Origin of the sequence: Azospirillum sp. A26 (genome assembly GCF_042604635.1) — a bacterium.
Lineage (GTDB): Bacteria > Pseudomonadota > Alphaproteobacteria > Azospirillales > Azospirillaceae > Azospirillum > Azospirillum palustre.
On sequence record NZ_CP170472.1, the window covers coordinates 1,897,459 to 1,922,851 of the forward strand.

Sequence of the window (25,393 nt, forward strand, 5' to 3'; positions counted from 1 at the left end):
ACGCTCCGTCCTCCGGTCGCCATTCTCCGGCATATCATTCCCTCCGTTGCGGCAAAGCCTCGCTTTCCGCAAGTTTCTTCTCAAAACGGTTGAGGATAAGCGCCGCATCGTCCATTCTCCCGGCTTTCCGCAGGGTGGCAAAGCACTGCCGGCCCCTTTGTCTAAACAGGACATCTTCACAGGTCAGGCGGCGATGACGGGCGAGCGCATCTATCTCTACGACACCACGCTGCGCGACGGGGCGCAGACCCAGGATGTCGATTTCTCGGTCGCCGACAAGATCGCGATTGCCAAGGATCTCGACCGGCTGGGCATCGACTATGTCGAGGGCGGCTGGCCCGGTGCCAACCCGACCGACGACCAGTTCTTCGCCGAGGCGCCGGAGCTGACGCGCGCCACCTTCACCGCCTTCGGCATGACCCGCCGCCCCGGCCGCAGCGCCGCCAACGACCCGCAGCTGACGGCACTGGCCCAGTCGCGCGCCAAGGCGGTCTGCATGGTCGGCAAGAGCTGGGACTTCCATGTCGACGTCGCGCTGAACATCCCGCGCGAGGAGAATCTCGACCTCATCCGCGACAGCATCGCGGCGCTGCACGCCGCCAAGGGCGAGGCGCTGTTCGACGCGGAGCATTTTTTCGACGGCTACAAGCGCAACCCGGCCTATGCCGTATCCTGCATCAGGGCGGCGTTCGAGGCCGGGGCGCGCTGGATCGTGCTGTGCGACACCAACGGCGGCACGCTGCCGCACGAGGTCGACGCCATCGTCCGCGAGGTGGTGGAGACGCACGGCATCCCCGGCGACCGGCTCGGCATCCACTGCCACAACGACACCGAGAATGCGGTCGCCAACTCGCTGGCCGCGGTGCGGGCCGGCGCGCGGATGATCCAGGGCACCATCAACGGGCTGGGCGAGCGCTGCGGCAACGCCAACCTCGTCTCGCTGATCCCGACGCTGATGCTGAAGATGGGCTACGAGACCGGCATCCGCCGCGAGGATCTGCATCTCCTGACCCAGTTGAGCCGCGCCTTCGACGACCGGCTGAACCGCGCGCCCAACCGCCACGCTCCCTATGTCGGCGCCAGCGCCTTCGCGCACAAGGGCGGGCTGCATGTCTCGGCGGTCGAGAAGGACCCGTCCTCCTACGAGCATGTGGCACCCGAAGCCATCGGCAACCGCCGCCAGATCGTCATGTCCGACCAGGCCGGCCGCTCCAACCTGATCGTGCGGCTGCGCGACATCGGCATGGCGGTGGATGCGAAGGACGACCGCCTTGCCGGCCTGCTCGATCTGGTCAAGCAGCGCGACAGCGACGGCTACGCCTACGACACGGCGGAGGCCAGCTTCGAACTGCTGGTCCGGCGCGAGCTGGGCGAGGTGCCGCGCTTCTTCGAACTGCTGCGCTTCCACGTCACCGACGAACGCCGCTACAACGCGGTCGGCAAAATGGTGGTGGAGTCGGAAGCTGTGGTGCGCGTGCGGGTCGGCGATGCCGTGCGGATGGAGGTTGCCGACGGCAACGGCCCGGTGCATGCGCTGGACGTCGCCATGCGCAAGGCGCTGGAGCCGGCCTATCCGGCGCTGGCCAAGGTCAGCCTGTCCGACTACCGGGTCCGCATCCTGGCCGCCAAGGAGGGCACCGGCGCCATGCCGCGCGTCCTGATCCGCAGCGCCCGCACCGACGGCACCGAATGGTCGACGCTGGGCGTGTCCACCAACATCATCGAGGCCTCGATGGAGGCGCTGGTGGACAGCTACACCTACGCCCTGATGAAGGGCGACGCGAAGCCGGTCTGAGAGTCGGCGCGAAGGGCCACGCGGCACCTTCCCAGCATGGCGATGTTCTGTTAGCTAGAGCGGTTTCGGGGCGCTCGCATTCACGCGGGGCCGGCTCCGGTCATCAGCGCCCGTATTGCCGCGGGTCCGCTCTCGGAGGATCATCGCCATGCTCTGGCTCGCCGCCTATATCGGCAGCATTCTTGCCATCAACTTCGCCTTCAGCCTGTTTCCGCACCTGGATCTGGTCTGGTCCTGCTGGGCCGGCCTGATCTTCATCCTGCGCGACATGGTGCAGGTGCGCTTCGGCCACTGGGCGCTCGCCGCCATGCTCAGCGGCACCGTGCTGTCCTATCTGCTGACCGACCCCTTCGTCGCCACCGCCAGCGTTGTCGCCTTCGCCGTGTCGGAGATGATCGACTGGGCGGTCTTCACCGTCACCCGACGTCCGCTGCGCGACCGGCTGTGGATCAGCGCCGCCCTGTCGGTGCCGGTCGACACCGCCATCTTCTTCGGCATGCTGGACGTCTGGGATCCGACCGTCTGGGCCGCCAGCTTCGCCTCGAAGCTGCTGGGCGTCTCGGTGGTCTGGCTGCTGATGCGCGCCCGCGACGGGCGCGTGGCGGTCGCGGCGTAAAGGGCCGGCTCGAACGCTCCGACCTTGATCCTCCCCCGCCGGGCGGGGGAGGATAGGCGGAGGGTTGGCCTCTCCTTCAGAACCGCTTCACGAACCGGTTGAACAGCCGCCCCAGCGGCCCGGTCATCCGCAGCCCGCCGATGGTGGTGGCAAGGCACAGGCAGCCTTCCGGGTCGGACACCGGCCGGTGGATCAGCGACGGGTCGCCGACGGCGATGTCGCCGGGCAGGAAGGCGCCGAACTCGTCGGAGAAACCGCCCTCCAGCACAACGGTCAGCTCGATACCGCCATGGGTGTGCACCGGCACGCCGACGCCGCCCTTCATGCGGATCAGCTTGGTGGTCCCGTCCGGACCGGACAGCAGCTCCATGCTGCGCATGCCCGGCTGGAGGAACCGCCAACCGCCCGCCCCCAGCCGCCCCTCGCGGTCGAGCCGGCCGCGCAGATAGCTGCGCAGGGGTTCCGGATAGCGCGACTGCTGCACCGACGGCTTGACGGCCGGGCGGCAAGGCGCCGGCCGCTCATGGTCCAGGCGGGCCATCAGCGCTTCCAGGCAGCCATCGGACAGCGGTTCCGGTTCCAGATCGTCCAACAGGGCGCCGCCGACCGCCTCCATCTCCGCCACGGCGTGGCGGCAGGCGGGACAGAAAGCCATGTGGGTGGCGACGGCCAGCGACGCGCCCTCGCACAGGGCGCCGCCGGCATAGTCGATCAGCAGGGTGTCGCCGGGGTGGTGGCTCGGCCGGTTCATCGGAAATGCCTCATCCGACATCCTTCAGCGACCGGCGCAGGCGTTCCATCGCCAGACGCAGGCGCGATTTGACGGTGCCGAGCGGGATGCCGTGCTCCGCGGAAATGACGCTGTGCGGCTTGTCCTCGAAATAAGCCATGCGCAGAAGCTCGGCCTGTTCCGGCGGCAGATCCTTCAGCGCGGCGCGCAGGCGCCCGCTGCTTTCCTTCGCCTCGATCCGGCGGTCGGCGGCCTCATCGGGTTCGGGCACCAGGGCGGGATCGTCGGGGTCGATCTCCGGCCGCTGTTCGCGCCGCAACACATCGATTCGCTTGTTGCGGGCGATGGTGAACACCCAAGTGCCGGCCGAGGCATGGATCGGATCGTAGGTTTCGGCACGACGCCAGACCAACAGCATGACCTCCTGAACAAGCTCTTCCGCCGCGCCGGAATCGCATCCCAACCGGCGCAGATACGTTTTCAGCCGTGGCGCGAAGTGGCCGAACAGAACCCCGAACGCCTGGCGGTCCCGCTCGCGCCCTACGGCGACGAGCAGGTCTTCCAGGCTGGGGGCCATGTCGGCCGCGGGGGTGTGCTGGTCCTGCATGGTCCCATTCAAGGGGAACATCGGCTTCCGCACAAGCCGGGGATGGCACCCATTCCCGGAATTCGCGGCAGCCGCCCCGTTTTCAAGACCTCTGCGTCAATCCTGCACCCCACGGGCTTTCACACCGGGCTGTATGTCGCATCGTGACCTTCGGTACGCAACCGTCCGACCGCTGGATCACGAAAAAACCCGACCTGCGGCATTTCGTTCGATTTAGCCGGATGAGCGGGCCGAACCGGCTCTATCTGATGAACCCCATGGCGCGCAGGGCGTCGGCAACTTCCGGCATCTCCAGCGCCTCGACGAAGCGGCGGACGGCCGGACGGTCGCGGCGGGCGGCGGGGATGACGAAGTCGTAATGCTCCTCCTGCAACGGCAGGAAGCCCAGCCCGTAGAGATTCGCCGCGGTTTCGATGGCGACGCCCCAATCGGCACGGTTCTGCGCCACCGCGACGGCGACGGCGTTGTGAGACTTGGCCTGCGTCCAATAGCCGGTCGGCCGCGCCGGCCCCAGCAGCCGGTCGGTCAGGATGCGGGTGCCGCTGCCGGCATTGCGGTTGATCAGGATGCAGTCGGCCAGACCGGCCACCGCGGCCACCGCCTCCTGCGCCGTCCGCCCCTCGAACCGCGGGTCGCCGCGGCGGAAGACGATGCCCTGCATGCGGCGGTAGCCGGTGACGAGGTCGAGACCCGGTGCCAGGAACGGCGTGTTGTAGGCGCCGGTGGCGGGATCCATCAGATGGACGGGGGCGATGTCGCACTCCCCGCGCCGGGCCGCCGCCAGCCCGCCCATCGAGCCGACATTCAGCGCCTTGACCGTCATCCCCTCGCCGATCAGGCGGCCGAGCACGGCATTCAGGCCGATGCACTGGCTGCCGACCACGATCAGGTCGGCGGGCGTCAGTGAACGGCCAAGCAGTTGGACCGACACCGGCGTGCCGGCCTCCACCGCCTCGGCCTGGGCATCGATGGCGAGGAAGCCGTCGGCATGGCTGAAGGCGGTGACCGCCCCCGACCCCTTCGACAGCGGATAGGCCGCCAGCTCGTCCCCGCCGGTGCCCCCATTGGCGATATGGACCAGCGAGACCATGACATATTCGGTGCGCCCGCGCTCCGACCCCAGCCGCACCGGCAGGGTGGCCGGCACCTCCTCCGCCAGCGCTGGCGGCAGGCCGGCCAGGGCGCGGATCACCGGGGCGACGAAGCTGTGGAAAGTGAACATGGCCGATGTCGGGAAACCCGGCAGGATCACCACCGGCTTGCCGCCGGTCACCGCGAGGCACAGCGGCTTGCCCGGCTTCAGCGCCACGCCATGGGCGACGATGCCGGGGTCCGACAGCCGCGCAACGATGCGGTGGGAACGGTCGCCCGCCCCCTTCGACGTGCCGCCCGACAGCAGCAGCGCGTCGCACTCCAGCCCCTGGGCGACCAGCCTCTCCAGCGCCTCGTCCTCGTCCGGGGCGATGCCCAGCGGCACCGGCTCGCCGCCCAGTTCGGCGACGGCGGCGGCCAGGATGGCGCCGTTGCTGTCATAGACCGCTCCGGTGCGGATCGGCTGGCCGGGTGCGACGATCTCGTCGCCGGTCGACAGGATGGCGACGCGCGGCCGGCGCACCACCGCGACCTCGCCCAGCCCGATGGCAGCGAGCACGCCGATCTCCCGCGAGGTCAGCAACTGGCCCTTGCGCAGAACCACCTCGCCGCGGCCGATGTCGGAGCCGGCGGCGGCGACGAAGGCACCAGGGGTGGCCGGGCGGGTCAGGGTGACGAACAGGCCGTCGGGCCGCTCCACCGCCTCGGTCGTCTCCACCATCACCACGGCATCGGCGCCGCGCGGCAGCATGCCGCCGGTGGCGATCACCGTGGCGGTGCCGGGCTCCACCGTCAGTTCGGGGGCATGGCCGGCGGCCAGCACCTCGTCGTTCAGGCGCAGGGCGACCGGCCGGTCCTCGGCAGCACCCGCCGTGTCGGCGGCGCGCACGGCGAAGCCGTCGACCACCGAGCGGTCGAAACCGGGAACATCCACATCGGCCGTCACATCGGCGGACAGCACGCGCCCCAGGGAGGCCGACAGCGGCACCCGCTCCTCCCCCCGTGGCGACAGGTCGAGATGGCGGTGGAAGCGGGGGCGCGCCTCCTCGCCGCTGACCACCTCCAGGAACTGGTCCTGGCGGGCGGCCTGGGCGACGAAACGGCGGATGTCCTCGCGGCTGCGGTCGGAACTGTGCACGCGGCAAACCCTTGCTGGATAAGAGCGGCGGGATACGTCCTCGCCTCTCAGTCGAACCTGTACATGGTGACGGGAACGCCGTCCGGCACGCCTTCGCTGTCCGCGCCGATCAGGACGAAGCCGTCGGCCCGCGCCGCCGCCGCCAGCCCCGGCCAGCCGGGCGAGGCCACCGGCTCCACCCTGCCGTCCCCGTCCAGCCGGACCCGGTGCAGGTCGAGGCAGCCGATTTCCGACACCAGCTTGCGGGCCGTCACCGCCCGGACCGTCACATGAGGCAGATCGGCCGACAAGCCGGCAGCGCGCCGCACCGCGCGGCCGGCCAGCAGTTCGTAAGCCGCCAGCGCCGCCATCGGCTCCCCCGGCAGCAGCAGGACGGGCACGTCGCCGACGACACCCAGCCCGGCGCTGCCGCCCGGCCGCATGGCGATGCCGTGCAGGTCGATGCGGCCAGCCCGGGCCAGGGCGGGCGCCGCCACATCGTCGGGGCCGGTGCCGGTTCGTCCGGCCGACAGGATCAGGTCGGCGCCCGGCCGGGCGAAGGCTTCAGCCAGGGCATCCGGGTCGGCCGGCACGACCTCGACCGCCTCGACGGCCCCGCCGTCGCGCCCGACCAGCGCCGCCAGCATGGCCGCGACCTGCTCCGGCGCGCCGGCCTTGGGACCTCCGGCCATCAGAATCCGCAGCCGCGGTGCCGGCAGGACCGATACGGTGTCATGCCCCGCGGCGGCGAGCAGGCCGAGATCGCCGGGGCGCAGGCGCCGCCCGGCCGGCAACAGCGCCTTTCCGGCGGTGGTCCAGGCGCCCTGTCGCTCCACCCCGCTGCCGGGCGCCACCGCGTCGATGGCCTCGATGAAGGGGCCGACGGCCTGCGCCGCCTCATAGGGGATCACCGCGTCGCAGCCTGCCGGAAGAGGGTCGCCGGCGCTCACCGCAACCGCCGCCGTCAACGGCACCGGGTTGTAGGAGCCGGCGCCGAGCGTGTCGGCCGCCGCCACGGCATAGCCGTCCACCGCGGCACGGCCGGCCGGGGGCCAGTCCCCCAGCGCAGCGACGGCGTCGGCCAGCCGCAGCCCGCCGCAGTCCGCCACGGGCAGGATCCTTGCGGCAGGCACGGCGACCCGGCGGCCGATCCAGTTCCAGCCATCCGCCAGCGGCGCACGGCGCGGGAAACCGCGGCCGCGGACATCGTAAAAGGACGGGCCCGGCAGCGGCGCCGTCACAGCGCCGGCACCATGGCGTCCTGCACGCGGTTGCGGCCGGTGCGCTTGGCGCGGTAGAGCAGCTGGTCGGCCATCTCAGCCAACTGTTCGGGGCTGTCCTCGGCCGACGGGATCACGGTGGCGACCCCCAGGCTAATGGTGACATAGGGGATGACCGGCGACTGCGCATGCGGGATGCGGCACTCCACGACGCCGGTCCGGAAGCCTTCCGCCACGCGGACGGCGCCGGGACCGTCGGTTTCCGGCAGCAGGCAGACGAACTCCTCGCCGCCATAGCGGGCGACGAGGTCGCTCGGCCGCCGCGCACGGTCCGACAGCAGCTCGGCCACCATGCGCAGGCATTCGTCGCCGGCCTGATGACCGTAATGGTCGTTGTAGGCCTTGAAATGATCGACATCGAGGATGATGAGCGACAGCGGCAGGTTCGACCGGGCACAGCGCCGCCATTCGCGCGCCATCGCGTCGTCGAAGCGGCGGCGGTTGGCGATGCCGGTCAGCCCGTCCAGGAAGGACAGGCTGCGCAGCAGGTCGGTCTGCCGCTTCAGCAGCAGATGGTTGCGCACGCGCGCCTTCACGATGGGCGGGCTGATCGGCTTGGTGATGAAGTCGATAGCCCCCACCTCCAGCCCGCGGGTCTCGTCCTCCACCTCGCTCTTGGCGGAGATGAAGATGACGGGGATGTCGTGGATGGCGGGATCGGCCTTGATGCGCCGGCACACCTCGAACCCGTCCATCCCCGGCATCATGATGTCCAGCAGGACGAGATCCGGCATCCGCGCCTGGACCAGATCCAGCGCCTTTTCGCCGTCGGTGGCGAAATAGATGTCGTAATCGTCCTTCAGGATGCGACTCAGCACATGGACGTTGGACGGGATATCGTCCACCACCAGGATTTTCGGGCGGAGGTCGGCCATGGGCGCGTTCAGACCGTCGCTAACGGGAGGCCGAGGTCTCGCGCGATCCGCTGCACGATCCCAAGCGCCTTGGTGAAGTCCAGACCGTCGATGGCGGCGGACAGCCCCTTCATCGTCGAAGGCTCGACCCAGTCCGTCAGCAACGGCGCCAGCATAGCGAACTCCTCCGCCGCTGCGAAGTTACTCTCTTGCAGCAAAGTTGCGAATTGAGGCAGGCGGTTCGCCAGCTGCGCCCGGCTCTCCGCCGACCGGCCTGGCATCCCCGGCCCTCCCGCCGGTCCCATCTTTCCGCCGGGTGCCGCACGCAGCCGCTGCGCGCTTTCCAGCACGAGCGCCAGTTCGCTGCGCAGCACCGGCACCTGGGCCGCAGCCGCGACGGCATCGTCCCTGTAGACGGCGACCTGCAAGGCGTCGGCGGCGACCGACAGGCGGCGCGCACCGAGGTTGCCGGCAACGCTTTTCAGCTCATGCGCGATGGACTTGGCCGTGGCCAGATCGTTGCCGTCCACCGCCGCGGCGATCCGTTCGGCGACGGTGCCATAGCCGTCGGCGAACTGGCCGATGAAGCGGCGGAACAGGTCGGTGTCCCCGCCCAGCCGGTTGAGCGCATCGGCAAGGTCGATGCCCGGCAATCCATCGGGCAAATCGGCCAGCGGTCCGGCGGGACGGCCAACCGGCATCGGCGGAGCCGGGGCGCGCGTCAGCATGGCGTCGCCGTGCAGCGGGACGGGGCCGGCACCGCAGGGCGCGCAGGGCCGCACCGCCACCAGCGGCGGCCCGATCCAGCGGGCCAGCGTGGCGAACAGCTGCGGCAGGTCGAGCGGCTTCGGCACATGGGCGTCCATCCCGTTGTCGAGGCAGCGTTGCCGGTCTTCCGGCAGGGCGCTTGCCGTCATGGCGATGATCGGCAGCTGCTGCCCGCCCGGCAGCGCGCGGATCGCGGCAGTCGCGGCGAAGCCGTCCATGTCCGGCATATGCACGTCGAGCAGCACGGCATCGAACGGCTGGCCGGCCGCGCGCACGCATTCCAACGCCTCCCGCCCCGTCGACGCCGTGGTGACCGACGCGCCGGCGCGCTCCAGGATCTCGAACGCCACCTGCCGGCTGATGTCGTTGTCGTCGGCCAGCAGCAGTCGGCGGCCATGCAGCGCCCGGCTGGCGTCCCAGGCCGGCCCGCTCAGCCCGCCCAACCCGCTGCCGCCGGACGGCGCCGGAACCGGGGATGGCAGGAGAGACGCGCCATGCCCGGCTTGGGCATAGGCGACGGTCACGGCGTCGAGCAGGGTGGAGGCGGTGACCGGCTTCACCAGGAACCCTGAAATCCCGGCCTCCTCGAAGCGGGCGCCCAGCCGCTCGCGGCCATAGCCGCTGATGACGATGATCATGGGGGTGCCGGCATGGACGTCGGCGCGGATGCGGCGCGCCGCCTCGATGCCGTCCATCCCCGGCATCTTCCAGTCCATCAGCACCATGTCGTAGGCATGGCCTGCCGCAGCGGCACGCTCCAGCTCGGCGATGGCGCTCTGGCCGTCGCAACAGGCGGTGACGGTCCAGCCGAAGGCGGTGGCGATGGCGCCCAGCACCTCGCGCGCGGTGGGGTTGTCGTCGACCACCAGCACGGTCAGGTCGCGCGGCACCGGGCGCGGGTGGGAGTCGGGCCAGCCGGCCGCAGCCCCGCCGGGATGACGGTCGAACTCCGCCTGGAAGCGGAAGACGCTGCCCTTGCCGGGCTCGCTCTCCACATCCATCGCGCCCTTCATCAGCCGGACGAGCCGGGCGCAGATCGCCAGCCCCAGCCCGGTGCCGCCGAACCGCCGGGTGGTGGAGCTGTCGCCCTGGCTGAAGGCCTGGAAAAGCCGGTCGCGCTGTTCCGGCGCGATGCCGATGCCGGTGTCGCGCACGGCGAACTCCAGCACCGTGCGCTCGTCGCCCAGCGACCGCACCCCGACCGACACCACGACCTCTCCCGCCTCGGTGAACTTGATGGCGTTGCCGGCGAGGTTGATCAGGACCTGCTGGAGCCGCAGCGGATCGCCGATCAAATCCAGCGGCACGTCCGGCGCGACGGAGAACAGGACGTCGATGTCCTTTTCCTGCGCGGCCGACCCGACGATGACCGCCAGCGTCTGCAACAGGTCGTCCAGCCGGAAATCGACCCGCTCCAGTTCAAGCTTGCCGGCCTCCACCTTCGAGAAGTCGAGGATGTCGTTCAGGATGCCCAGCAGCGACTGCGCCGACACCCGCACCTTCTGCACGTAATCGGCCTGCCGGCCATTCAGCTCGGTCTGCTGCAAAAGGTGGATCAGCCCGAGGATCGCATTCATCGGCGTGCGGATCTCGTGGCTCATGTTGGCCAGGAACTCGCTCTTGGAACGGCTCGCCGCTTCCGCCGCCAGCCGGGCGCGCTGCATCGCCGCCTCCGCCCGCTTGCGCTCGGCGATCTCGTGGAAGACCACCACGGCACCCTCGACCTTGCCGTCGGCCAGCATCGGGGAGGCCGTGTACTCCACCAGGAAAGGCGTCCCCGCCTTGCTCCAATAGGTGTCCTCCAGCCCGCGCCGGCTCTCCCCGCTCAGCAGCACCTCGGTCACCGGGCATTCCAGCGCCGGGAAATGGCTGCCGTCGGCACGGCGGGAATGGATCAGCGCATGCAGGTTGCCGCCCAGCAGCTCCTCGTTGGAATAGCCAGTCAGCGCCGAGGTGGCGGGGTTGGCGAAGGTGATCGTCCCGTCGCGGTTGACGCCGCAGATGCTGTCGGACGCCGAATGCAGGATCAGGTTCAAACGGCGGTTGGCGCTGGCGAACGCCTCGTTGGCGACTTCCAGCTCGCTCTTCTTGGTGTCCAGCTCGGCGTTGGTGTCGGCCAGTTGGCGGCGCCCGGCCACCTCGCGCTCCAGGCTGCGCAGCGCGATATAGGCCAGACCGGCGCAGGCCAGCACCGCCAGCCCGACCAGGATGCTGCCCCGGAGCGTACGCTCCCGCCAGGGCGCCAGTTCCGTCCGCTCCGACAGGGCGACGAACGCGACGAGCGGCAGGTTCGGCACCCGCTGGTAGGACAGGATGCGCCTGCTCCCCGGCCTCGGCCCGTCTGCCTCGAAGGTTTCGATGGCTGCATCGGCCGCGTGGCGCAGCACGACGCTCCCGTCCGGGCCGTCCAGCGGCTCGCTGGCGGGAAAGCGCAGCACGGGTTTTCCATCGGTGCGGATAACCGCAATCGCCGAACCGGCACCGAGATCCAGGCTTTCGTAGAGCTGGCTGTAATAGTCGAGGTCGACATTGGCATGAACAACCCCCTGGAAGCGGCCTTCCAGCATGATCGAACGGCTGACGGTGAAGAACTCCGTCCCCGTCTGCCGGCCGGTGATGCGCTCGCCGACATGGAAATCTGTCCCGTCGAGATGCGCCTTGAAAAAGCTGCGATCCGAAGCGTTGACGCGTGGTGTCGGATATTGCCTGCTGGTCAGCACGGCGTCCCCGGTTGCACCGTCGATCCACAGCGCCGCGATTTCCGGCAGGCTGTCCACCATGTCGCGGACGGTGATCCAGGCCTCGCGATTGGTGTCCAGGCCGGGCATGCCGTAATGGCGGATGAGATCCTGCGCACGGCTGATGACGAGGTCTGCGGTCGCAACCGTCCGCCGGACATGCTCTTGCAGCAGGCGGGCGGTGGATTGGGCCTGCTCCCGGCCGTGGCGCAGCGTCTCTTCCCGGTCGGCCCAGACGACATAGCCCCAGAAGCCGGCGCCGAGCAGCGCGATCAGCGCGAAGGCCGCGGCCAGCAGCAGACGGGTGCGGGTGGGGGAAAGCGTGAGTGCCGCAGCGTCGATCGGGTGTCTGTCCATCATTGCAGAGTTGTCGCCGCACCGCCGCCGGCAACCGGCGCCGCCCGCCGGTCCTTCCGCCTACATCGGTCGGAGTATGGTCTGGCGCCGGCTGCGTCCGCAAGCAACTTGATGTGCGCAAGGGCGGCGTTCGCGACACCCGGCGCTTGCGGGGGACCCCTCAGGTACAGCCCCCCTTGCACCGCCTGCGTTCGTACAACGGCTGGGGCATCGTCCCCATATTCACGTCCGATATTTGTCATGCCCGCCCCGCCCCCTTCGCCCTCGCCTCCGCCGTGAAAGCGCCCGTCCGATGGCCGACCGCCGCCCCCTGCCGCCCAAGCCTTTCCTACTCGCCACACTGCTGGCCTTGGCCGCCGGCCCGGTCCTGCTCCAGTCGGCATTGATCCAGCCGGCCCTGGCGCAATCGGCGCTGACCGGGCCGGTGCGGTCGGACCCGATGCAGACGGTCGGCGCCGAGGTGCATGTGCGGATCGAAACCCTGCCGAAGCCCTATGCCACACCCGCGGTCGCCAACGAGGCGGTGCTGGTGCAACGCCCCGCCGAGCAGCCCCTGCGCGCGCCGCGCGGCTTCACCGTCACCCTGTTCCGCGACCATGTCGAGAATGCGCGCAACCTGCTCGTCCTGCCCAACGGCGACGTGCTGGTGGCCCAGCAGCGGCCGGGCACCCTGACCCTGCTGCGCGATGCCGACGGCGACGGCCGGGCGGAGATGGCCCAGGTCTGGGCCGACGGCTTCGACCATCCCTTCGGTCTCGCCTTCCATGACGGGGCGGTGCTGGTCGGCGATCTGGCCGGGGTGTGGCGGCTGCCCTGGACCGCCGGGACGACCCAGGCGGGGGAACGGCGGCGGCTGACGCCGGAGGGCGCCTTCGGCAAACGCGGCGGCCATGCCACGCGCTCCGTCGCGGTGGCGCCGGACGGGCGGCACTTCTATGTCGGCATCGGATCGGAGGGAAACATTGGGGTGGAGCCGGAACCGCGCGCCACCATCCAGGAATTCCGCATCGACGGCAGCGGCCAGCGCACCTACGCCGCCGGCCTGCGCAACGCGGTCGGCCTTGCCTTCAAGCCCGGCACCGGCGACCTCTATGCCGTCGTCAACGAGCGCGACGGGCTGGGCGACCAGCTGGTTCCCGATTTCCTGACGGCGGTGAAGCCGGGCGGCTTCTATGGCTGGCCCTATTCCTACATCGGCGACAACCCGCAGCCCGACCTTGCCGGGCGGCGGCCCGATCTGGTGAAGGCGGCGCTGGTGCCGGGGCTGCTGTTCCAGGCCCATTCGGCACCGATCGGGCTGGCCTTCGGCGACGCCACCCATTTCCCGGAGCGCTATCGCATGGGCGCCTTCGTGTCTCTGCACGGGTCGTGGAACCGCTCGCGTCCGACTGGCTACGCCATCGCCTTCGTGCCCTTCGACACCGCGCCCTTCGACAAGAGCCGGCCGACCGGCACCTATGAGACCTTCGTCACCGGCTTCCGCGTCACCCCGGCCACGGGGACCGCAACGGGGAGTGCCGCGGAGGGCGACGAGACCCCGAAGGTCTGGGGCCGGCCGAGCGGGCTGGCGGTGACCGGCGACGGCGCCCTGCTGATCGCCGAGGACGCCTCCGGCACGGTCTGGCGCGTCGCCTACGCCGCGGCGGACAAGGATGCCGAGAGGGAGCCGGCGGCCAGAACGGCTCCCAGGCCCTGACAGGTCAGCAGCACTCGTCCTCCAACTGGCGCAGCATCGCCAGCCCGTCCTCGTCGTCATGCTCCTCGAACAGGTCGGCGATGTAATAGATGTTGGCGCAGAGCAGGCACAGCCCGTCGGCCTGCCGTTTCAGCGGGTCCTCGGCCACCGCCAGCTTGGCGCGGAACCGCTCCCAGAAGGCGTTGGTCTTGGCGGGGTCGTCGATGTGCATGTACAGGCGGTCGATGATGCGGCGGCTGTTGCCTTCGCAGTCGATCCCCTTGAACGAGACATAGCGGTCGGGCGCGTCGATGCTGTCCACGGAAGCGGGCTCCTCATTCCAGTTGGCAGGGGTGGGGAAGATTGGTCCGATGCTTCCCCACCGGCACGCCTGCGATCAAGCGGCCCTGCACCAGCGGCATCCGGCCTGCGCGAATGGCGGGATCGCTGCATGAACGGACGCTGCTACAGCGCCAGCCGTTTCTTCAGCGCCTCGGCCCGGTTGCGGCTGACCGGCACGCGGGGGGCGCCGGGGGCGGCCATGACGAAGGCGGCGCGGCCATCCTGCCGTTCCACCGCGCGGGCGTGGCGCAGGTTCACGATATAGCCGCGATGGGTGCGCACGAAGGACCGGGCGTCGAGCCGCGCCTCCAGTTCCGACAGCGGCAGGCCGCAGAAGAAGGCGCCATCGGCGGTGTGGACGGTGGTGTAATGGCCGTCGGCCTGGAGATAGACGGCATCGGCCGGGTCGAGCAGCACAATCCCCTGCCCCTTCTCCACCGGCAGCTTGACCAGCGGTTCAGGCGCCTGCGATGCGGGAGCTTGCGATTGCGGGTTTTGCGCATCGACCACCGATGGCCGCGCCGCCTCCATCAGCATCAGGGCGGTGACCGCGCTGCCCTCCCCCGCCGCGGTGGCGGGCGCCAGCGTGGTCGCCTTCACCACCAGCACCCGGCCGGGCAGCGCCACCATCATCGAACAGGCCGAGGCCGGGGCGGCGGGATCGGTGGCGGCGGCCATCAGCAGTTCCACCTTGGCGCGGTGGGAGGGCGGGTGCAGGTCGTGCAGATAGGCGCCGACGAGCCCGGCGGCGCGCTCCCCCAGCAGCCGCACCGCCGCCGGATTCAGGGCCAGCACCCGCCGCGCGCTGTCCAGCAGCACCAGCCCGACATCCATGTTCTGCAACGCATAGTCCATGGACGCCCACTATAGCGGTGCTTACGGCTTAACTCCCGCCTTTCCGCTTGTCGCCCTCGACCAGGGCGGTGACGACGCCGTGGAGGGTGCGCACCTCCTGCTCGGTCATCTCCATCCGCTCGAAGGCGTTGCGCAGGGTGCGGATCATCGAGGGGCGCTTCGCCTCGCTGGTGAAGAAGCCGGTGCGATCCAGCGACGCCTCCAAACGCTCGAAGAAATTCACCCGCTCCGCCATCGTCGCCGGGCGGGTCTGGCCGGTGTGGAGGAAACGGTCGGGCGTGCGGTCGCCGGCCTGGAACCACTCGTAGCCGATCAGCAGCACCGCCTGCGCCAGATTGAGCGAGGAGAAGGCCGGGTTCAGCGGCACCGTCACCAGCGTCTGGGCAAGGGTCAGGTCGTCGTTGAACAGCCCGGTGCGCTCCGGCCCGAACATCACCCCGACCTTCTGGCCGGCGGCATAGCGCTCCCGCATCTCGCCGGCCGCGACGCGCGGGGTGACGAAGCGCTGGATCATGTCGCGGGTGCGCACCGTGGTGGCGAAGACCGACTCCAGATCGGCGACCGCCTCGGCCGTCGTCTCGAAGATCTTCGCATTGTCGATGACGAGGTCGGCCCCCGACGCCGCGGCATTCGCCTTCGGGTTCGGCCAGCCGTCCCGCGGCTTGACCAGCCGGAGGTCGGTCAGCCCGCAATTCAGCATCGCACGCGCGCAGGCGCCGATGTTCTCGCCGAGCTGCGGCTGCACCAGGATGACGGCCGGGCCGCCAAGGATCGATTCACGGGTGGGGTTCTGGCCGGAGGTCATGGGAACGATTGTGGTTGAACGATGACGGGCGAAGACGGCCGGATCGCCGGCCTATTCCTGCTGCTCCGCCGGCTCCGCCTCGGCCTTCACCGGGCCGCCGTCGATGGCGGTCAGGCGCGCCTTGAGGTCGGAGACGTCGGCGAAGAGGCGCTTCAGGCGGGCGAGTCCCTTGTATTGCTCGAAGGCGCGGGCGCGCGGCACGGCGGGATAGCCCATCCACACCGACTTCGGCGGGATGTTCATGCCGACGCCGGAATTGGCCGCCACCACCGCGTCGCTGCCGATCTTGATGTGGTCGGCGACGCCGACCTTGCCGGCCAGCACCACGCGGTCGCCGATCACCGTGCTGCCGGCGATGCCGACATGGCCGCACAGCATGCAGTTGGTGCCGACCTGGACGTTGTGGCCGATCTGGACGAGGTTGTCGATCTTGGTGCCGTTGCCGATGCGGGTGGCCGTCACCGTGCCGCGGTCGATGGTGGCGCCGGCGCCGATCTCGACATCGTCGCCCATGATCACGGTGCCGATGGAGTTCACCCGGCGGATCAGCACGTTGGTGCCGACAACGCGGCCGGTGGTCTTGGCCGATTCGACGCTGCCCGGTTCCGGCGTGACGAAGCTGAAGCCGTCATTGCCGACGGCGGCGTTGGGATGGACGATGCAGCGCGCCCCCATCTCGACCCGTTCGCCGATGCGAGCGCCCGGATGCAGCAGGCTGCCGTCGCCGATCACCGCATCGGCCCCGACCGTGACATGCGGCAGGATGACCACCCCGGCGCCGATGCGGGCGCGCGGGCCGACATAGGCGAAGGGGGCGATGGAGGCATCGGGCGCCACCACGGCGTCGGGCGCCACATAGGCCTGCGGCGACACCCCCGGCTCGGCATGGACCGGACGTTCGAAGATGTCGAGCATCCCGGCCATGGCGTAGCGCGGGCGCTTGACCACGATGCGGCCCCTGATGCCCTCCGGCACCTCGACCCCTTCGGCGACGACAGCGGCGACCGCCTTGCTGCCGGGCAGCAGGGCCAGCAGATCCTTGTCCATCGCCAGCGCCAGATCCTCCGGCCCGTCCGCTTCCGACGGATGGACGGCGCGGCGGATCGTGAGGGAGCCGTCGCCTTCGACCGCGGCGCCCAGCGCTTCGGCGATCTCGGTGAGGGTACGGGGGGCCTGGGTCATGATGGGACGCACCGGTGTCAGTGTCTTGCACGGGGGCCGTCCTGGCAGACGGCGCGGCGGACCCTAACACGGGCGTCCGGCGGATGGCGAGGTGTCAGAACGCGGTACCGGGCTGCGAAGTCGCCGCCGGCCCGCCCTTGGCGCCCCCATTCTCCTTATCGGGCCGCAGCCAGCCCTTCACCCGCGCCTTCATCCGCCGCAGCAGCGGCTGGCGCGCCTGGACCGCATAGTATTTGCGCACCGTCTCCAGGATCTCCCAGGTGCCGGTGAAGCCCATCGGCAGCACCAGCGCGTCGCCGGCCTTGTATTCCCGCGGGGTTCCGCCCTCCGGAGTGATGATCACCCGGCCCGACAGCAGGACGCAGAACTCGTGATAGGGCCAGTCCTTCATCGCGACGAGGCCCGGCGTACACTGCCACACCCCCGACCGGAAACGGCTGTAGTCGCCTTCGAAGATGTTGCGGTGAATCTCCAGCGGCTGGCCGGACAGGATGGCGCCGAAGACCGCCGGCTTGCCGACCTCGTCGTCGGCGATGCGGTGGCTGTCGATGGGAATGGGGGTGTGATCCGGCATCGGCTCTCCCGGTCAGGGGTTGGGGTCGGGGGTTGGAGGGAGGGGCGCACAGGGCCAAAGGCCCGTCGGCGCTCCTGCGCAACACCCCACCCCGCCGAAGGTTCCCGGCGGATCCGAAAAAACTTCAGCCGCCCAGATTGACGATCTCCACCCGCCGGTTGGCCGCCGCCTTCGGCTGGTCGGGCAGCAGCAGGTCCCGCGCGCCCATGCCGGACGCCTCCAGCCGGTCGGCGTGGATATGGTGGCGCGACACCAGATACTCGACCACCGCCGCCGCCCGCCGCTTGGACAAAGCAAGGTTGGCCGCGTCGCCGCCCACCGCATCGGTGTGGCCGACGATGCGGAAGCGGGTGGTGCCGGCCGTTCCCATCACCGCCGCCACCTTGTCCAGGATCTCCCGCGATTCCGGCCGGATGACGGCGGAGTTGAAGTCGAATTCCACCCGGAAGGCGGCACGCAGTTCCGGTGCCTGCATGGCGGTCGGGCCGGGCAGCGGCGGCACCGTCACCGGGCTCGGCCGCTGGCCCGGCGGGGCGGCGGCGGACGTGGCCGGCGGCGGGGCGGCCGGCCGCTGCATCGCCACCGGCGGGCAGTCGGGTCCGGTGGTGCCGAGCAGCGCCGCCTGGATTTCACACTCGCTGGGGTTCGGCCCCATCGGGGTCGCCGGGCCGGGCAATCCCTGGGCGAGGCCTGCCGTCGGCAGGACTAGGCAGGTGCAAGCGCCGAGCATGAGGGCAAGCCGCATGGCCGCATTGTTCGGACCGCGGACGGTCGCTTCAAATTGCGCGTGGAACAGTCCTGCGTGCATCTGTACGATCCCGATCCGTATCTTTCGTATAGGGCGCTTGGGAGGAAATAAGCATGAAATCGCTGAAGGCTCTGCTCGCCGGCATCGCGCTGGCCGCGCTGACGGTTCCGGCTCTGGTTGCCAGTGCGGCGAACGCTGCCGACTACAAGGCGGAGTACAAGCTTTCGACCGTTCTGGGCAAGCCCTTCCCCTGGGGTGTCGGCGGCGACCGCTGGGCCGAACTGGTCAAGGAGAAGACCGGCGGCCGCATCACCATCAAGATGTATCCCGGCACCTCGCTGGTGAACGGCGACCAGACCAAGGAGTTCACCGCGCTCCGCCAGGGCACCATCGACATGGCGGTCGGCTCGACCATCAACTGGTCGCCGCAGGTGAAGGAGCTGAACCTCTTTTCCCTGCCCTTCCTGATGCCCGACCACAAGGCGCTGGATGCCCTGACCCAGGGCGAGGTCGGTAAGACGCTGTTCGACCTGCTCGCCACCAAGGACGTGGTGCCGCTGGCCTGGGGCGAGAACGGCTTCCGCGAAATCTCCAACTCCAAGCACCCGATCCGCACGCCGGCCGACCTGAAGGGGCTGAAGATCCGCGTCGTCGGCTCGCCGCTCTATCTCGACACCTTCACGGCGCTGGGCGCCAACCCGACGCAGATGAGCTGGGCCGACGCGCAACCGGCCCTGTCGACCGGCGCCGTCGACGGGCAGGAAAACCCGCTGGCGATCTTCGTCGCCGCCAAGCTCGCCACGCTGGGCCAGAAGAACCTGACCTTGTGGGGCTACGTTGCCGATCCGCTGATCTTCGTCGTCAACAAGGAGGTTTGGGCCAGCTGGTCGAAGGAGGATCAGGAGGCCGTGCGCGCCGCCGCCGTCCAGGCCGCCGCGGAAGAGGTCGCGATCTCCCGCAAGGGCATCACCGCCGAGGACGACAGCCTGCTGAAGGAAATCACCGCTCAGGGCGTCGAAGTCGTGCGCCTGACGCCGGAGCAGCAGAAGGCCTTCCAGACCGCCACCCAGCCGGTCTTCGACAAGTGGGCCAAGCAGATCGGCCCCGATCTGGTGAAGGCGGCCCAGGCCGCCATCGGCGAGAGGAAATGACCGTCCGTCCGCTTGACTGAAGACTACGGCGCCCTGCGGGGCGCCGTTTTTTAGCCCCATAAGGCACTTGCTTGTGATGCGTGCCCAGGCGGATTGCGCTACAACTCCCCCAATACCGAATGGTTTGCGGAGCGGGCGCGTATGACGTCGGAAATGCTGCTGGCGCTGTTCAGCATCGGCGCCACCCTGCTGTTTCTGGTCATCCGCCGCGGCCTGATCCTGCGGACGGATCGGGAAATCCGACGCTGCGGCGCTGCCCTGACCGCCGAACGCGACGCGCTGGAACTCCAGGCCAATGAGCTGGAGGCCATGCAGGCCGAAATCGAGGCGACGAAGGCAAGGCTGGTGGAACTGTCGACCGACAGGCTGGTCCTCAACCGCCGCAGCGGCAAGCGCACCGCCGCCGCGCGCCGCTTCATCCACGAGATTGGCCGGCATGAGCCGGGGCGCAACCATTTCACCTTCCGTCTGGCGATGGCGCCGGGCTTCACCGCCCGGCCCGATGCCAAGGCGGTCGTCCACCCCGCCATCTGGCGCTTCGGGAACGAGGCACAGGTCTGGGCCTCCGACTTCGCCGCCGCCCAGATGCTGACCCGCAACATCTTTCACGAGGGCGTGGGCGTCACCGTTTCCAGCGAGGAGGCGGACGAAGACGCTGTTGCCAGGGCCTCCGCACCATGAGCCCCGTCTGGCTTCTGGGAGCCGTCACCAGTCTGGTCATCGGCGTGCTGGCCGAGCGCATCCTCGGCATCCGCGCCCGCCGCCAGTCGGAGAAGCTGACCGCACTGAAGGAACGGCTGGGCGTCTATGCCAACTACGCCAAGCTCGCCTCGGTCCGCCGGGTGGAGGCGGAGGAAACCCTCGCCGGCCTGCGCCGCGAGGCGGCGGAGGTCGAAGGCGAGATCCTGTCGCTGCAGTCGGCCGTCACCGACGACGACGCCCTGACGCCGATGGAGTTCTATTGCGTCGACCGCGTCGCCCGGTCCAGCGGCCCGCTGTGGTATGTCGCGGTGGAGGCGCTGGACGCCACCGCCCCCTGGACCGGCATCCGCACCTACGCCGTCGCCGCCGATAGCGCGGAAGACGCCCGCAAGCGGATCGTCGAGCGCCACCCCTCCCCCACCGCCTTCACCATCTCCCCCGCCGCCCCGCTGGTGCTGCCGGAGCGGTGAGGACGGCCGGGGCCGTTAAGGCAAAGGCCTGACACGACAAAGAAAAAGGGGCGCTCCACCGGAGCGCCCCTTTCTCATGAAACCCGCCGTCAGGCGTTGTTCATGCGGTTGTCGATCAGGTCGGTCACCACGCCCGGATCGGCGAGCGTCGAGGTGTCGCCCAGGCTGTCATGCTCGTTCGCGGCGATCTTGCGCAGGATGCGGCGCATGATCTTGCCCGAACGGGTCTTCGGCAGGCCGGGGGCCCACTGGATCAGGTCGGGCGAGGCGATCGGGCCGATTTCCTTGCGGACCCAGGCGACCAGCTCCTTGCGCAGTTCCTCGGTCGGCGTCTCGCCGGCGTTCAGCGTGACGTAGGCATAGATGCCCTGGCCCTTCAGGTCGTGCGGATAGCCGACGACCGCGGCCTCGGCGACCTTCGGATGGGCGACCAGCGCGCTCTCGACCTCGGCAGTGCCCATGCGGTGGCCGGACACGTTGATGACGTCGTCGACGCGACCGGTGATCCAGTAATAGCCGTCGGCGTCGCGGCGGCAGCCGTCACCGGTGAAGTACTTGCCGGCGAAGGTCGAGAAGTAGGTCTGGATGAAGCGCTCGTGGTCGCCATAGACCGTTCGCATCATGCCGGGCCAGGCATCGGCGATGCAGAGGTTGCCCTCGGTCTCGCCCTCCAGGATCTGGCCTTCATTGTCGACGACGACCGGCTGGACGCCGAAGAACGGCTTGGTCGCGGAGCCCGGCTTCTGGCCGATGGCGCCGACCAGCGGGCTGATCAGGATGCCGCCGGTTTCCGTCTGCCACCAGGTGTCGACGATCGGGCAGCGGGCGTCGCCGACCACATTGTAATACCACAGCCACGCTTCCGGATTGATCGGCTCGCCGACCGAACCCAGCACCCGCAGGCTGGCGCGCGAGGTCGTCTTCACCGGGCCTTCGCCTTCACGCATCAGCGAGCGGATGGCGGTCGGGGCGGTGTAGAAGATGTTGACCTTGTGCTTGTCGATCACCTGCCAGAAGCGCGAGACGTCCGGGTAGGTCGGGATGCCTTCGAACATCAACGTGGTGGCGCCGTTGGCGAGCGGGCCATAGACGATGTAGCTGTGGCCGGTGACCCAGCCCACGTCGGCCGTGCACCAGTAGACCTCACCGTCCTTGTAGTCGAAGACATACCGGTGGGTCATCGACGCATAGACGAGATAGCCGCCGGTGGTGTGCAGCACGCCCTTCGGCTTGCCGGTCGAGCCGGAGGTGTAGAGGATGAACAGCGGATCCTCGGCGTTCATCTCTTCCGGCGGGCAGTCGGCGGAGACGCTCTCCATCTCCTCGTGGTACCAGAGGTCGCGGCCCTCGGTCCAGGCGACGGTGCCGCCGGTGTGCTTGACCACCAGAACATGCTTGACCACCGACGCGCCAGCCACCGCCTTGTCGGCGTTGGCCTTCAGCGGTACCTTGCGGCCGCCGCGCAGACCCTCGTCGGAGGTGATGACGAAATGGCTGTCGCAGTCGACGATGCGGTCCTTCAGGCTGTCGGGCGAGAAGCCGCCGAAGACGATGGAGTGGATGGCGCCGATGCGGGTGCAGGCCAGCATCGCATAGGCGGCCTCCGGGATCATCGGCAGATAGATGGTGACGCGGTCGCCCTTCTTGACACCGTTCTTCTTCAGCACGTTGGCGAGACGGCAGACCTTCTCGTGCAGTTCCTTGTAGGTGATGGCCTTGGAAACGCCGGGGTCGTCGCCTTCGAACAGGATCGCGGTCTGGTCGCCGCGGGTCGCCAGATGGCGGTCGATGCAATTGGCCGACACGTTCAGCGTGCCGTCGTAGAACCAGCGGATGTGGACGTCGTCGTTGAAGTTGACGTCCTTCACCTTGCTGTAGGGCTGGATCCAGTCGAGCCGCTTGCCCTGCTCGCCCCAGAACGCCTCGGGGTCCTTGACCGACTGCTCGTACATGCGGGCATAGGCTTCCGCATTCACGTGGGCGGCGGCCGCGATCTCGGGCTTCACCGGAAAGAAGCTGTTGTCGGTCATTGAGTGCGATTCCCCCGTGGTGCTTCCGAATTGGCCGGAAGATGATTGGAGGGCGGCGGGCCGCCGCCCGGAATTGAGCGGCATTATCCACACAAGTTGCGGGACGAACAAGCAGATCGGCCCCCGCAGGCCCCCCGACCAAAGGAGGATTGTGTCGCTGATTTTGCAGCGCGAGACTGTTTCTTCTCCAAGCATACCGAGGCATGCCAAGGTCTCCGTGACCGCGCCGCCAGCCGGGCCGGACGGGCGGCAGGCCGGCTCCGCGACCATCCGCCGCGCCGCGGCGCAGCATGCGGGGCATGCGGCAGGGATGTCTGTCCTGTAACGGACGATCCCTTGCTTAACCCGACCTTAACCCGCCGGCAGCTATAGAGTTGCTGCATTACGGTAACGATCAGCGGCGGCAAGGATCGCAATGCCCAGCACCACGAACGCGGACGATCTTCCGAAAGCCGGCGACCGCAGCGACCGTCTCGCCGGAATGGCCGACCGCACCAGCCTGATGGCCATCGACGCCACGCTGCGCACGCTCGGCAGCCCCATCGGCGCCGTCTCGGCCGCCGGCATGGCGGACATCGCCCGGCGCATGCTGCAGGCGACCAACGACTTCCACGCGGCAATGCAGGAAGCGGCGGAGTAGGTCTTTCTGCGAAGAGCTTGGTAGCGAAGAACCGGGCAGCGGAGAGCGGGGCCGCTTTCGCCCCGCTCCGCCCCTCAAGCCGGTACGCCGACCCCTGCCAGATCGCACACCCGCGCCCACTCCTCGTCGGTGACCGGACAGACCGACAGCCGCGATTGACGCACCAACGCCATCGACTGAAGATGCGGATCGGCCTTGATCTGCTTCAGCGTGACGGGCGTCTTCACCGGCATCACCGGGGCCACGTCGACCATGCCGAAGCGGCCGGACTCGTCGCTGGGGTCCGGGTAATAGGTGCGGACGATCTCGACGATGCCGACGATCTCCAGCCCTTCGTTGGAGTGATAGAAGAAGGCGCGGTCGCCCACCTCCATCGCCTTCAGATTGTTGGACGCCTGGTAATTGCGCACTCCGTCCCAATGGGTCCGGCCATCGGCGACCATGCGGTCCCAGGAATATTTGAACGGCTCGGATTTCACCAGCCAGTAGGCCATCGCCAGCGCTCTCCCGCTCAGGCCTTGGGGTAGACGCGGCGCCAGGGCCGGATCGTCACGCTGTCGAACAGGCCGGCCTTGGCATAGGGGTCGCCGTCGGCGAACGCCTGCGCGGCGGCGGCATCGGCGCATTCGACGATCAGCAGGCTGCCGACCATGCCGCTCTGGTCGTCCGACAGCAGCGGGCCGGCGGCGAAGATGCGGGCGGCATTGGCCTCCAGATAGGCCAGATGCTCGGTACGGTTGGCGGCGCGGACATCGGCGGCACCCGCCTTGTCGACGCAATGGAACATGAACAGCATGCGGTTCGCTCCTTCACACGGTGGAGCGGGAGCCTAGATCGGATCGCGAAAAATCGGAATCGATTTGAAGCGTAAAGCCGATCGCAAAAATCTGAACGCAGGGGAAGCTGGGGGGGAAAGCGCCGGCTGACGCTTCACGCCACCACGCGCGGGCGGGGCGGCGGCGCCTTGCCGCCCTTGCAGGGCGAATAGCCGCCGGGGGCGATGCGGCCCAGCCGGATGCCGGTGCGCTCGATCTCACCGAAGCCGCCCAGTCCCATCTCCAACGCCGCCGCCAGCGCGATGCGGCCGCAGGCCTCGGCGTCGCTGCCGGCATGATGGTGGTGAAGCGCGATCCCCAGGAAATCGGCCAGATGGTTCAGCCGGTGTCCGGTCAGGGTCGGCCAGGCCCGGCGCGCCATCATGACGGTGCAGAGATAGTCGCAGGCCGGCAGGTCCAAGCCATAGTCGGTCAGGGTATGGCGCAGCACGCTGAGGTCGAAGGCGGCGTTGTGGGCCAGGATCAGCCGGCCCTGCACCCGTTCGCGCAGGCTCGCCCACACCTCCGGAAATTCGGGCGCGTCGGCCACGTCCTCTTCGCGGATGCCGTGGATGGCGCTGTTGAAGGGGTTGAAGCGCGGCTCGCGCGGGCGGATCAGATGCTCTTCCGTCCCGGTCACGCGGCCGTTCTCGATCCAGGCGACGCCGATGGAGCAGGCGCTGGTGCGGGTCTCGTTGGCGGTCTCGAAATCGATGGCGACGGCGTGGCCGGAAATGACGGTCATGGAGGTCCGAGTTGGTGGCAGGTCGAGTTAGCTGACAGGTCAGGCGCGGAGAATGCCGGCGAGATCCTCGGGCAGCGCGCCTTCCGCCGCCAGCACCCGCAGCTTCAGCAGGCTGGCCACCGCCATGGCGTCGGTGATGGCGCCGGCCAGGACCATGTCGATCACCTCGGCGAAGGGGACGCGGCGCACAGCCAGCACCTCGGTTTCGTCGGGGGCGGACTCGCCCTGCTCCATATCCCAGGCGACGAAGGTGTGTGCCACCTCGTCGGTGATGCAGTTGGACAGGTGCAGCGTCATCAGCGGCATCCAGCGCCGCGCCGTCAGGCCGGTTTCCTCGCGCAGCTCGCGCGCAGCGGATTCCTGCGGCTCGACGCCCTTGCGCCCGCCGCCCTCGGGGATTTCCCAGCTGTATTGCTTCAGGGGGAAGCGGTACTGGCCGACCAGGGTCACCGTGCCGTCGGCATGGACCGGCACCACGCCGGTGGCAAGGCTGCGGGGATGGACGACGCCGTAGATGCCGGGAGAGCCCTTCGGGGTCAGAACCTTGTGTTCGACCACCTCCATCCAGGCATTCTCATACTTCGTCGTGCTGGTCAGCACGGTCCAGGGATTGCCGGTGGATTCACCGGTTTCGATCGGCACGCGAAGCCCCCTTCGTCGGTTGCGACGGGAGTATAGGGAGGCGCCCCGGCTGCCGCAATGGCC

The 25,393-nt window shown here is 69.2% G+C and carries 24 protein-coding genes; 7 read left to right on the forward strand and 17 right to left on the reverse strand.

The features are described from left to right. The first annotated feature begins 193 nt into the window (after positions 1–193). Positions 194–1,795, forward strand: a complete 1,602-nt coding sequence (cimA, locus tag ABNQ39_RS09595) for a citramalate synthase (RefSeq protein ID WP_376957214.1) — start codon at positions 194–196, stop codon at positions 1,793–1,795. Positions 1,796–1,943: 148 nt separating this feature from the next. After that, on the forward strand, positions 1,944–2,411 hold the full coding sequence (locus ABNQ39_RS09600; RefSeq protein ID WP_376957219.1) for a preQ0 transporter: 468 nt from the start codon (positions 1,944–1,946) through the stop codon (positions 2,409–2,411). 76 nt (positions 2,412–2,487) lie between these two features. Here ABNQ39_RS09600 and ABNQ39_RS09605 read toward each other — a convergent pair whose 3' ends face one another. From ABNQ39_RS09605 to ABNQ39_RS09630, 6 genes are all read right to left on the reverse strand, one after another. Next, positions 2,488–3,162, reverse strand: coding sequence for a ChrR family anti-sigma-E factor (locus ABNQ39_RS09605; RefSeq protein ID WP_376957221.1), 675 nt, complete (start codon positions 3,160–3,162; stop codon positions 2,488–2,490). A 10-nt stretch (positions 3,163–3,172) separates the two neighbouring features. Beyond that, positions 3,173–3,748: a sigma-70 family RNA polymerase sigma factor gene (locus tag ABNQ39_RS09610; RefSeq protein ID WP_376957223.1), complete on the reverse strand. Its 576-nt coding sequence runs from the start codon at positions 3,746–3,748 to the stop codon at positions 3,173–3,175. Between the two features lie 241 nt (positions 3,749–3,989). Then, positions 3,990–5,978, reverse strand: coding sequence for a molybdopterin biosynthesis protein (locus ABNQ39_RS09615; protein ID WP_376957225.1), 1,989 nt, complete (start codon positions 5,976–5,978; stop codon positions 3,990–3,992). Positions 5,979–6,025: 47 nt separating this feature from the next. Continuing rightward, a complete protein-coding gene (locus ABNQ39_RS09620) occupies positions 6,026–7,198 on the reverse strand; it encodes a molybdopterin-binding protein (protein WP_376957227.1) in 1,173 nt (390 codons plus the stop codon). Then, a complete protein-coding gene (locus ABNQ39_RS09625; RefSeq protein ID WP_376957229.1) occupies positions 7,195–8,112 on the reverse strand; it encodes a diguanylate cyclase in 918 nt (305 codons plus the stop codon). Before ABNQ39_RS09625 ends, ABNQ39_RS09620 begins: the two co-directional genes overlap by 4 nt. 8 nt (positions 8,113–8,120) lie before the next feature. Next, positions 8,121–11,957, reverse strand: a complete 3,837-nt coding sequence (locus ABNQ39_RS09630; protein WP_376957231.1) for a response regulator — start codon at positions 11,955–11,957, stop codon at positions 8,121–8,123. Between the two features lie 289 nt (positions 11,958–12,246). Here ABNQ39_RS09630 and ABNQ39_RS09635 point away from each other — a divergent pair, with 289 nt between their 5' ends. Next, positions 12,247–13,650, forward strand: a complete 1,404-nt coding sequence (locus ABNQ39_RS09635) for a PQQ-dependent sugar dehydrogenase (RefSeq protein WP_376957233.1) — start codon at positions 12,247–12,249, stop codon at positions 13,648–13,650. Positions 13,651–13,654: 4 nt separating this feature from the next. Here ABNQ39_RS09635 and cowN read toward each other — a convergent pair whose 3' ends face one another. The 6 genes from cowN to ABNQ39_RS09665 all read right to left on the reverse strand — a co-directional run bounded on the left by cowN (position 13,655) and on the right by ABNQ39_RS09665 (position 18,132). Then, positions 13,655–13,951 (reverse strand): N(2)-fixation sustaining protein CowN, encoded by a 297-nt coding sequence (gene cowN / locus ABNQ39_RS09640; RefSeq protein ID WP_085090167.1) that lies wholly within the window; start codon positions 13,949–13,951, stop codon positions 13,655–13,657. A 143-nt stretch (positions 13,952–14,094) separates the two neighbouring features. After that, a complete protein-coding gene (locus ABNQ39_RS09645; RefSeq protein ID WP_376957236.1) occupies positions 14,095–14,826 on the reverse strand; it encodes a LytTR family DNA-binding domain-containing protein in 732 nt (243 codons plus the stop codon). 28 nt (positions 14,827–14,854) lie between these two features. After that, a complete protein-coding gene (locus ABNQ39_RS09650; protein WP_109047974.1) occupies positions 14,855–15,631 on the reverse strand; it encodes an RNA methyltransferase in 777 nt (258 codons plus the stop codon). 51 nt (positions 15,632–15,682) lie between these two features. Continuing rightward, the gene (gene lpxD, locus ABNQ39_RS09655; RefSeq protein WP_376957238.1) at positions 15,683–16,813 is read right to left on the reverse strand and encodes a UDP-3-O-(3-hydroxymyristoyl)glucosamine N-acyltransferase; all 1,131 of its coding nucleotides are present in this window, start codon (positions 16,811–16,813) and stop codon (positions 15,683–15,685) included. A 94-nt stretch (positions 16,814–16,907) separates the two neighbouring features. After that, positions 16,908–17,387, reverse strand: a complete 480-nt coding sequence (locus tag ABNQ39_RS09660) for a cupin domain-containing protein (protein WP_376957240.1) — start codon at positions 17,385–17,387, stop codon at positions 16,908–16,910. A gap of 124 nt (positions 17,388–17,511) precedes the next feature. Continuing rightward, positions 17,512–18,132, reverse strand: a complete 621-nt coding sequence (locus ABNQ39_RS09665; RefSeq protein WP_376957242.1) for an OmpA family protein — start codon at positions 18,130–18,132, stop codon at positions 17,512–17,514. 116 nt (positions 18,133–18,248) lie between these two features. Here ABNQ39_RS09665 and ABNQ39_RS09670 point away from each other — a divergent pair, with 116 nt between their 5' ends. The 3 genes from ABNQ39_RS09670 to ABNQ39_RS09680 all read left to right on the forward strand — a co-directional run bounded on the left by ABNQ39_RS09670 (position 18,249) and on the right by ABNQ39_RS09680 (position 20,458). Further along, a complete protein-coding gene (locus ABNQ39_RS09670) occupies positions 18,249–19,286 on the forward strand; it encodes a DctP family TRAP transporter solute-binding subunit (RefSeq protein ID WP_376957244.1) in 1,038 nt (345 codons plus the stop codon). 141 nt (positions 19,287–19,427) lie between these two features. Further along, positions 19,428–19,967, forward strand: coding sequence for a hypothetical protein (locus ABNQ39_RS09675; protein ID WP_376957246.1), 540 nt, complete (start codon positions 19,428–19,430; stop codon positions 19,965–19,967). Then, complete coding sequence (locus tag ABNQ39_RS09680; protein ID WP_376957248.1) at positions 19,964–20,458, forward strand: hypothetical protein; 495 nt, start codon at positions 19,964–19,966, stop codon at positions 20,456–20,458. The genes ABNQ39_RS09675 and ABNQ39_RS09680 overlap by 4 nt, the downstream gene beginning before the upstream one ends. A gap of 89 nt (positions 20,459–20,547) precedes the next feature. Here the strand turns inward: ABNQ39_RS09680 and acs are convergent, their stop codons facing one another. Beyond that, a complete protein-coding gene (gene acs, locus ABNQ39_RS09685; RefSeq protein WP_376957250.1) occupies positions 20,548–22,488 on the reverse strand; it encodes an acetate--CoA ligase in 1,941 nt (646 codons plus the stop codon). A 415-nt stretch (positions 22,489–22,903) separates the two neighbouring features. Between acs and ABNQ39_RS09690 the strand changes: the two genes are divergently transcribed. Further along, positions 22,904–23,128 carry a hypothetical protein gene (locus ABNQ39_RS09690; RefSeq protein ID WP_376957252.1) on the forward strand — a complete coding sequence of 75 codons (225 nt, stop codon included), beginning with the start codon at positions 22,904–22,906 and terminating at the stop codon, positions 23,126–23,128. 74 nt (positions 23,129–23,202) lie between these two features. Here the strand turns inward: ABNQ39_RS09690 and ABNQ39_RS09695 are convergent, their stop codons facing one another. The 4 genes from ABNQ39_RS09695 to ABNQ39_RS09710 form a co-directional block, all read right to left on the reverse strand. Next, the gene (locus tag ABNQ39_RS09695; protein WP_376957254.1) at positions 23,203–23,622 is read right to left on the reverse strand and encodes an EVE domain-containing protein; all 420 of its coding nucleotides are present in this window, start codon (positions 23,620–23,622) and stop codon (positions 23,203–23,205) included. A 17-nt stretch (positions 23,623–23,639) separates the two neighbouring features. Continuing rightward, positions 23,640–23,924 (reverse strand): YciI family protein, encoded by a 285-nt coding sequence (locus ABNQ39_RS09700; protein WP_098739117.1) that lies wholly within the window; start codon positions 23,922–23,924, stop codon positions 23,640–23,642. A 134-nt stretch (positions 23,925–24,058) separates the two neighbouring features. Continuing rightward, complete coding sequence (locus ABNQ39_RS09705; protein ID WP_376957256.1) at positions 24,059–24,688, reverse strand: 3'-5' exonuclease; 630 nt, start codon at positions 24,686–24,688, stop codon at positions 24,059–24,061. 39 nt (positions 24,689–24,727) lie between these two features. Next, positions 24,728–25,330: an NUDIX domain-containing protein gene (locus tag ABNQ39_RS09710; protein ID WP_376957258.1), complete on the reverse strand. Its 603-nt coding sequence runs from the start codon at positions 25,328–25,330 to the stop codon at positions 24,728–24,730. Positions 25,331–25,393: the final 63 nt, after the last annotated feature.

Bases quoted from the DNA above. Each gene is read 5' to 3' on its own strand.
- ABNQ39_RS09695 (WP_376957254.1), bottom strand. From the start codon at position 23,622: ATGGCCTACTGGCTGGTGAAATCCGAGCCGTTCAAATATTCCTGGGAC.
- ABNQ39_RS09625 (WP_376957229.1), bottom strand. From the start codon at position 8,112: ATGGCCGACCTCCGCCCGAAAATCCTGGTGGTGGACGATATCCCGTCC.
- ABNQ39_RS09675 (WP_376957246.1), top strand. From the start codon at position 19,428: ATGACGTCGGAAATGCTGCTGGCGCTGTTCAGCATCGGCGCCACCCTG.
- ABNQ39_RS09705 (WP_376957256.1), bottom strand. From the start codon at position 24,688: ATGACCGTCATTTCCGGCCACGCCGTCGCCATCGATTTCGAGACCGCC.
- lpxD (WP_376957238.1), bottom strand. From the start codon at position 16,813: ATGACCCAGGCCCCCCGTACCCTCACCGAGATCGCCGAAGCGCTGGGC.
- ABNQ39_RS09670 (WP_376957244.1), top strand. From the start codon at position 18,249: ATGAAATCGCTGAAGGCTCTGCTCGCCGGCATCGCGCTGGCCGCGCTG.
- ABNQ39_RS09680 (WP_376957248.1), top strand. From the start codon at position 19,964: ATGAGCCCCGTCTGGCTTCTGGGAGCCGTCACCAGTCTGGTCATCGGC.
- ABNQ39_RS09630 (WP_376957231.1), bottom strand. From the start codon at position 11,957: ATGATGGACAGACACCCGATCGACGCTGCGGCACTCACGCTTTCCCCC.
- ABNQ39_RS09700 (WP_098739117.1), bottom strand. From the start codon at position 23,924: ATGCTGTTCATGTTCCATTGCGTCGACAAGGCGGGTGCCGCCGATGTC.
- ABNQ39_RS09660 (WP_376957240.1), bottom strand. From the start codon at position 17,387: ATGCCGGATCACACCCCCATTCCCATCGACAGCCACCGCATCGCCGAC.
- ABNQ39_RS09650 (WP_109047974.1), bottom strand. From the start codon at position 15,631: ATGACCTCCGGCCAGAACCCCACCCGTGAATCGATCCTTGGCGGCCCG.
- ABNQ39_RS09605 (WP_376957221.1), bottom strand. From the start codon at position 3,162: ATGAACCGGCCGAGCCACCACCCCGGCGACACCCTGCTGATCGACTAT.
- ABNQ39_RS09610 (WP_376957223.1), bottom strand. From the start codon at position 3,748: ATGCAGGACCAGCACACCCCCGCGGCCGACATGGCCCCCAGCCTGGAA.
- cimA (WP_376957214.1), top strand. From the start codon at position 194: ATGACGGGCGAGCGCATCTATCTCTACGACACCACGCTGCGCGACGGG.
- ABNQ39_RS09665 (WP_376957242.1), bottom strand. From the start codon at position 18,132: ATGCGGCTTGCCCTCATGCTCGGCGCTTGCACCTGCCTAGTCCTGCCG.
- ABNQ39_RS09600 (WP_376957219.1), top strand. From the start codon at position 1,944: ATGCTCTGGCTCGCCGCCTATATCGGCAGCATTCTTGCCATCAACTTC.
- acs (WP_376957250.1), bottom strand. From the start codon at position 22,488: ATGACCGACAACAGCTTCTTTCCGGTGAAGCCCGAGATCGCGGCCGCC.
- ABNQ39_RS09645 (WP_376957236.1), bottom strand. From the start codon at position 14,826: ATGGACTATGCGTTGCAGAACATGGATGTCGGGCTGGTGCTGCTGGAC.
- ABNQ39_RS09690 (WP_376957252.1), top strand. From the start codon at position 22,904: ATGCCCAGCACCACGAACGCGGACGATCTTCCGAAAGCCGGCGACCGC.
- ABNQ39_RS09635 (WP_376957233.1), top strand. From the start codon at position 12,247: ATGGCCGACCGCCGCCCCCTGCCGCCCAAGCCTTTCCTACTCGCCACA.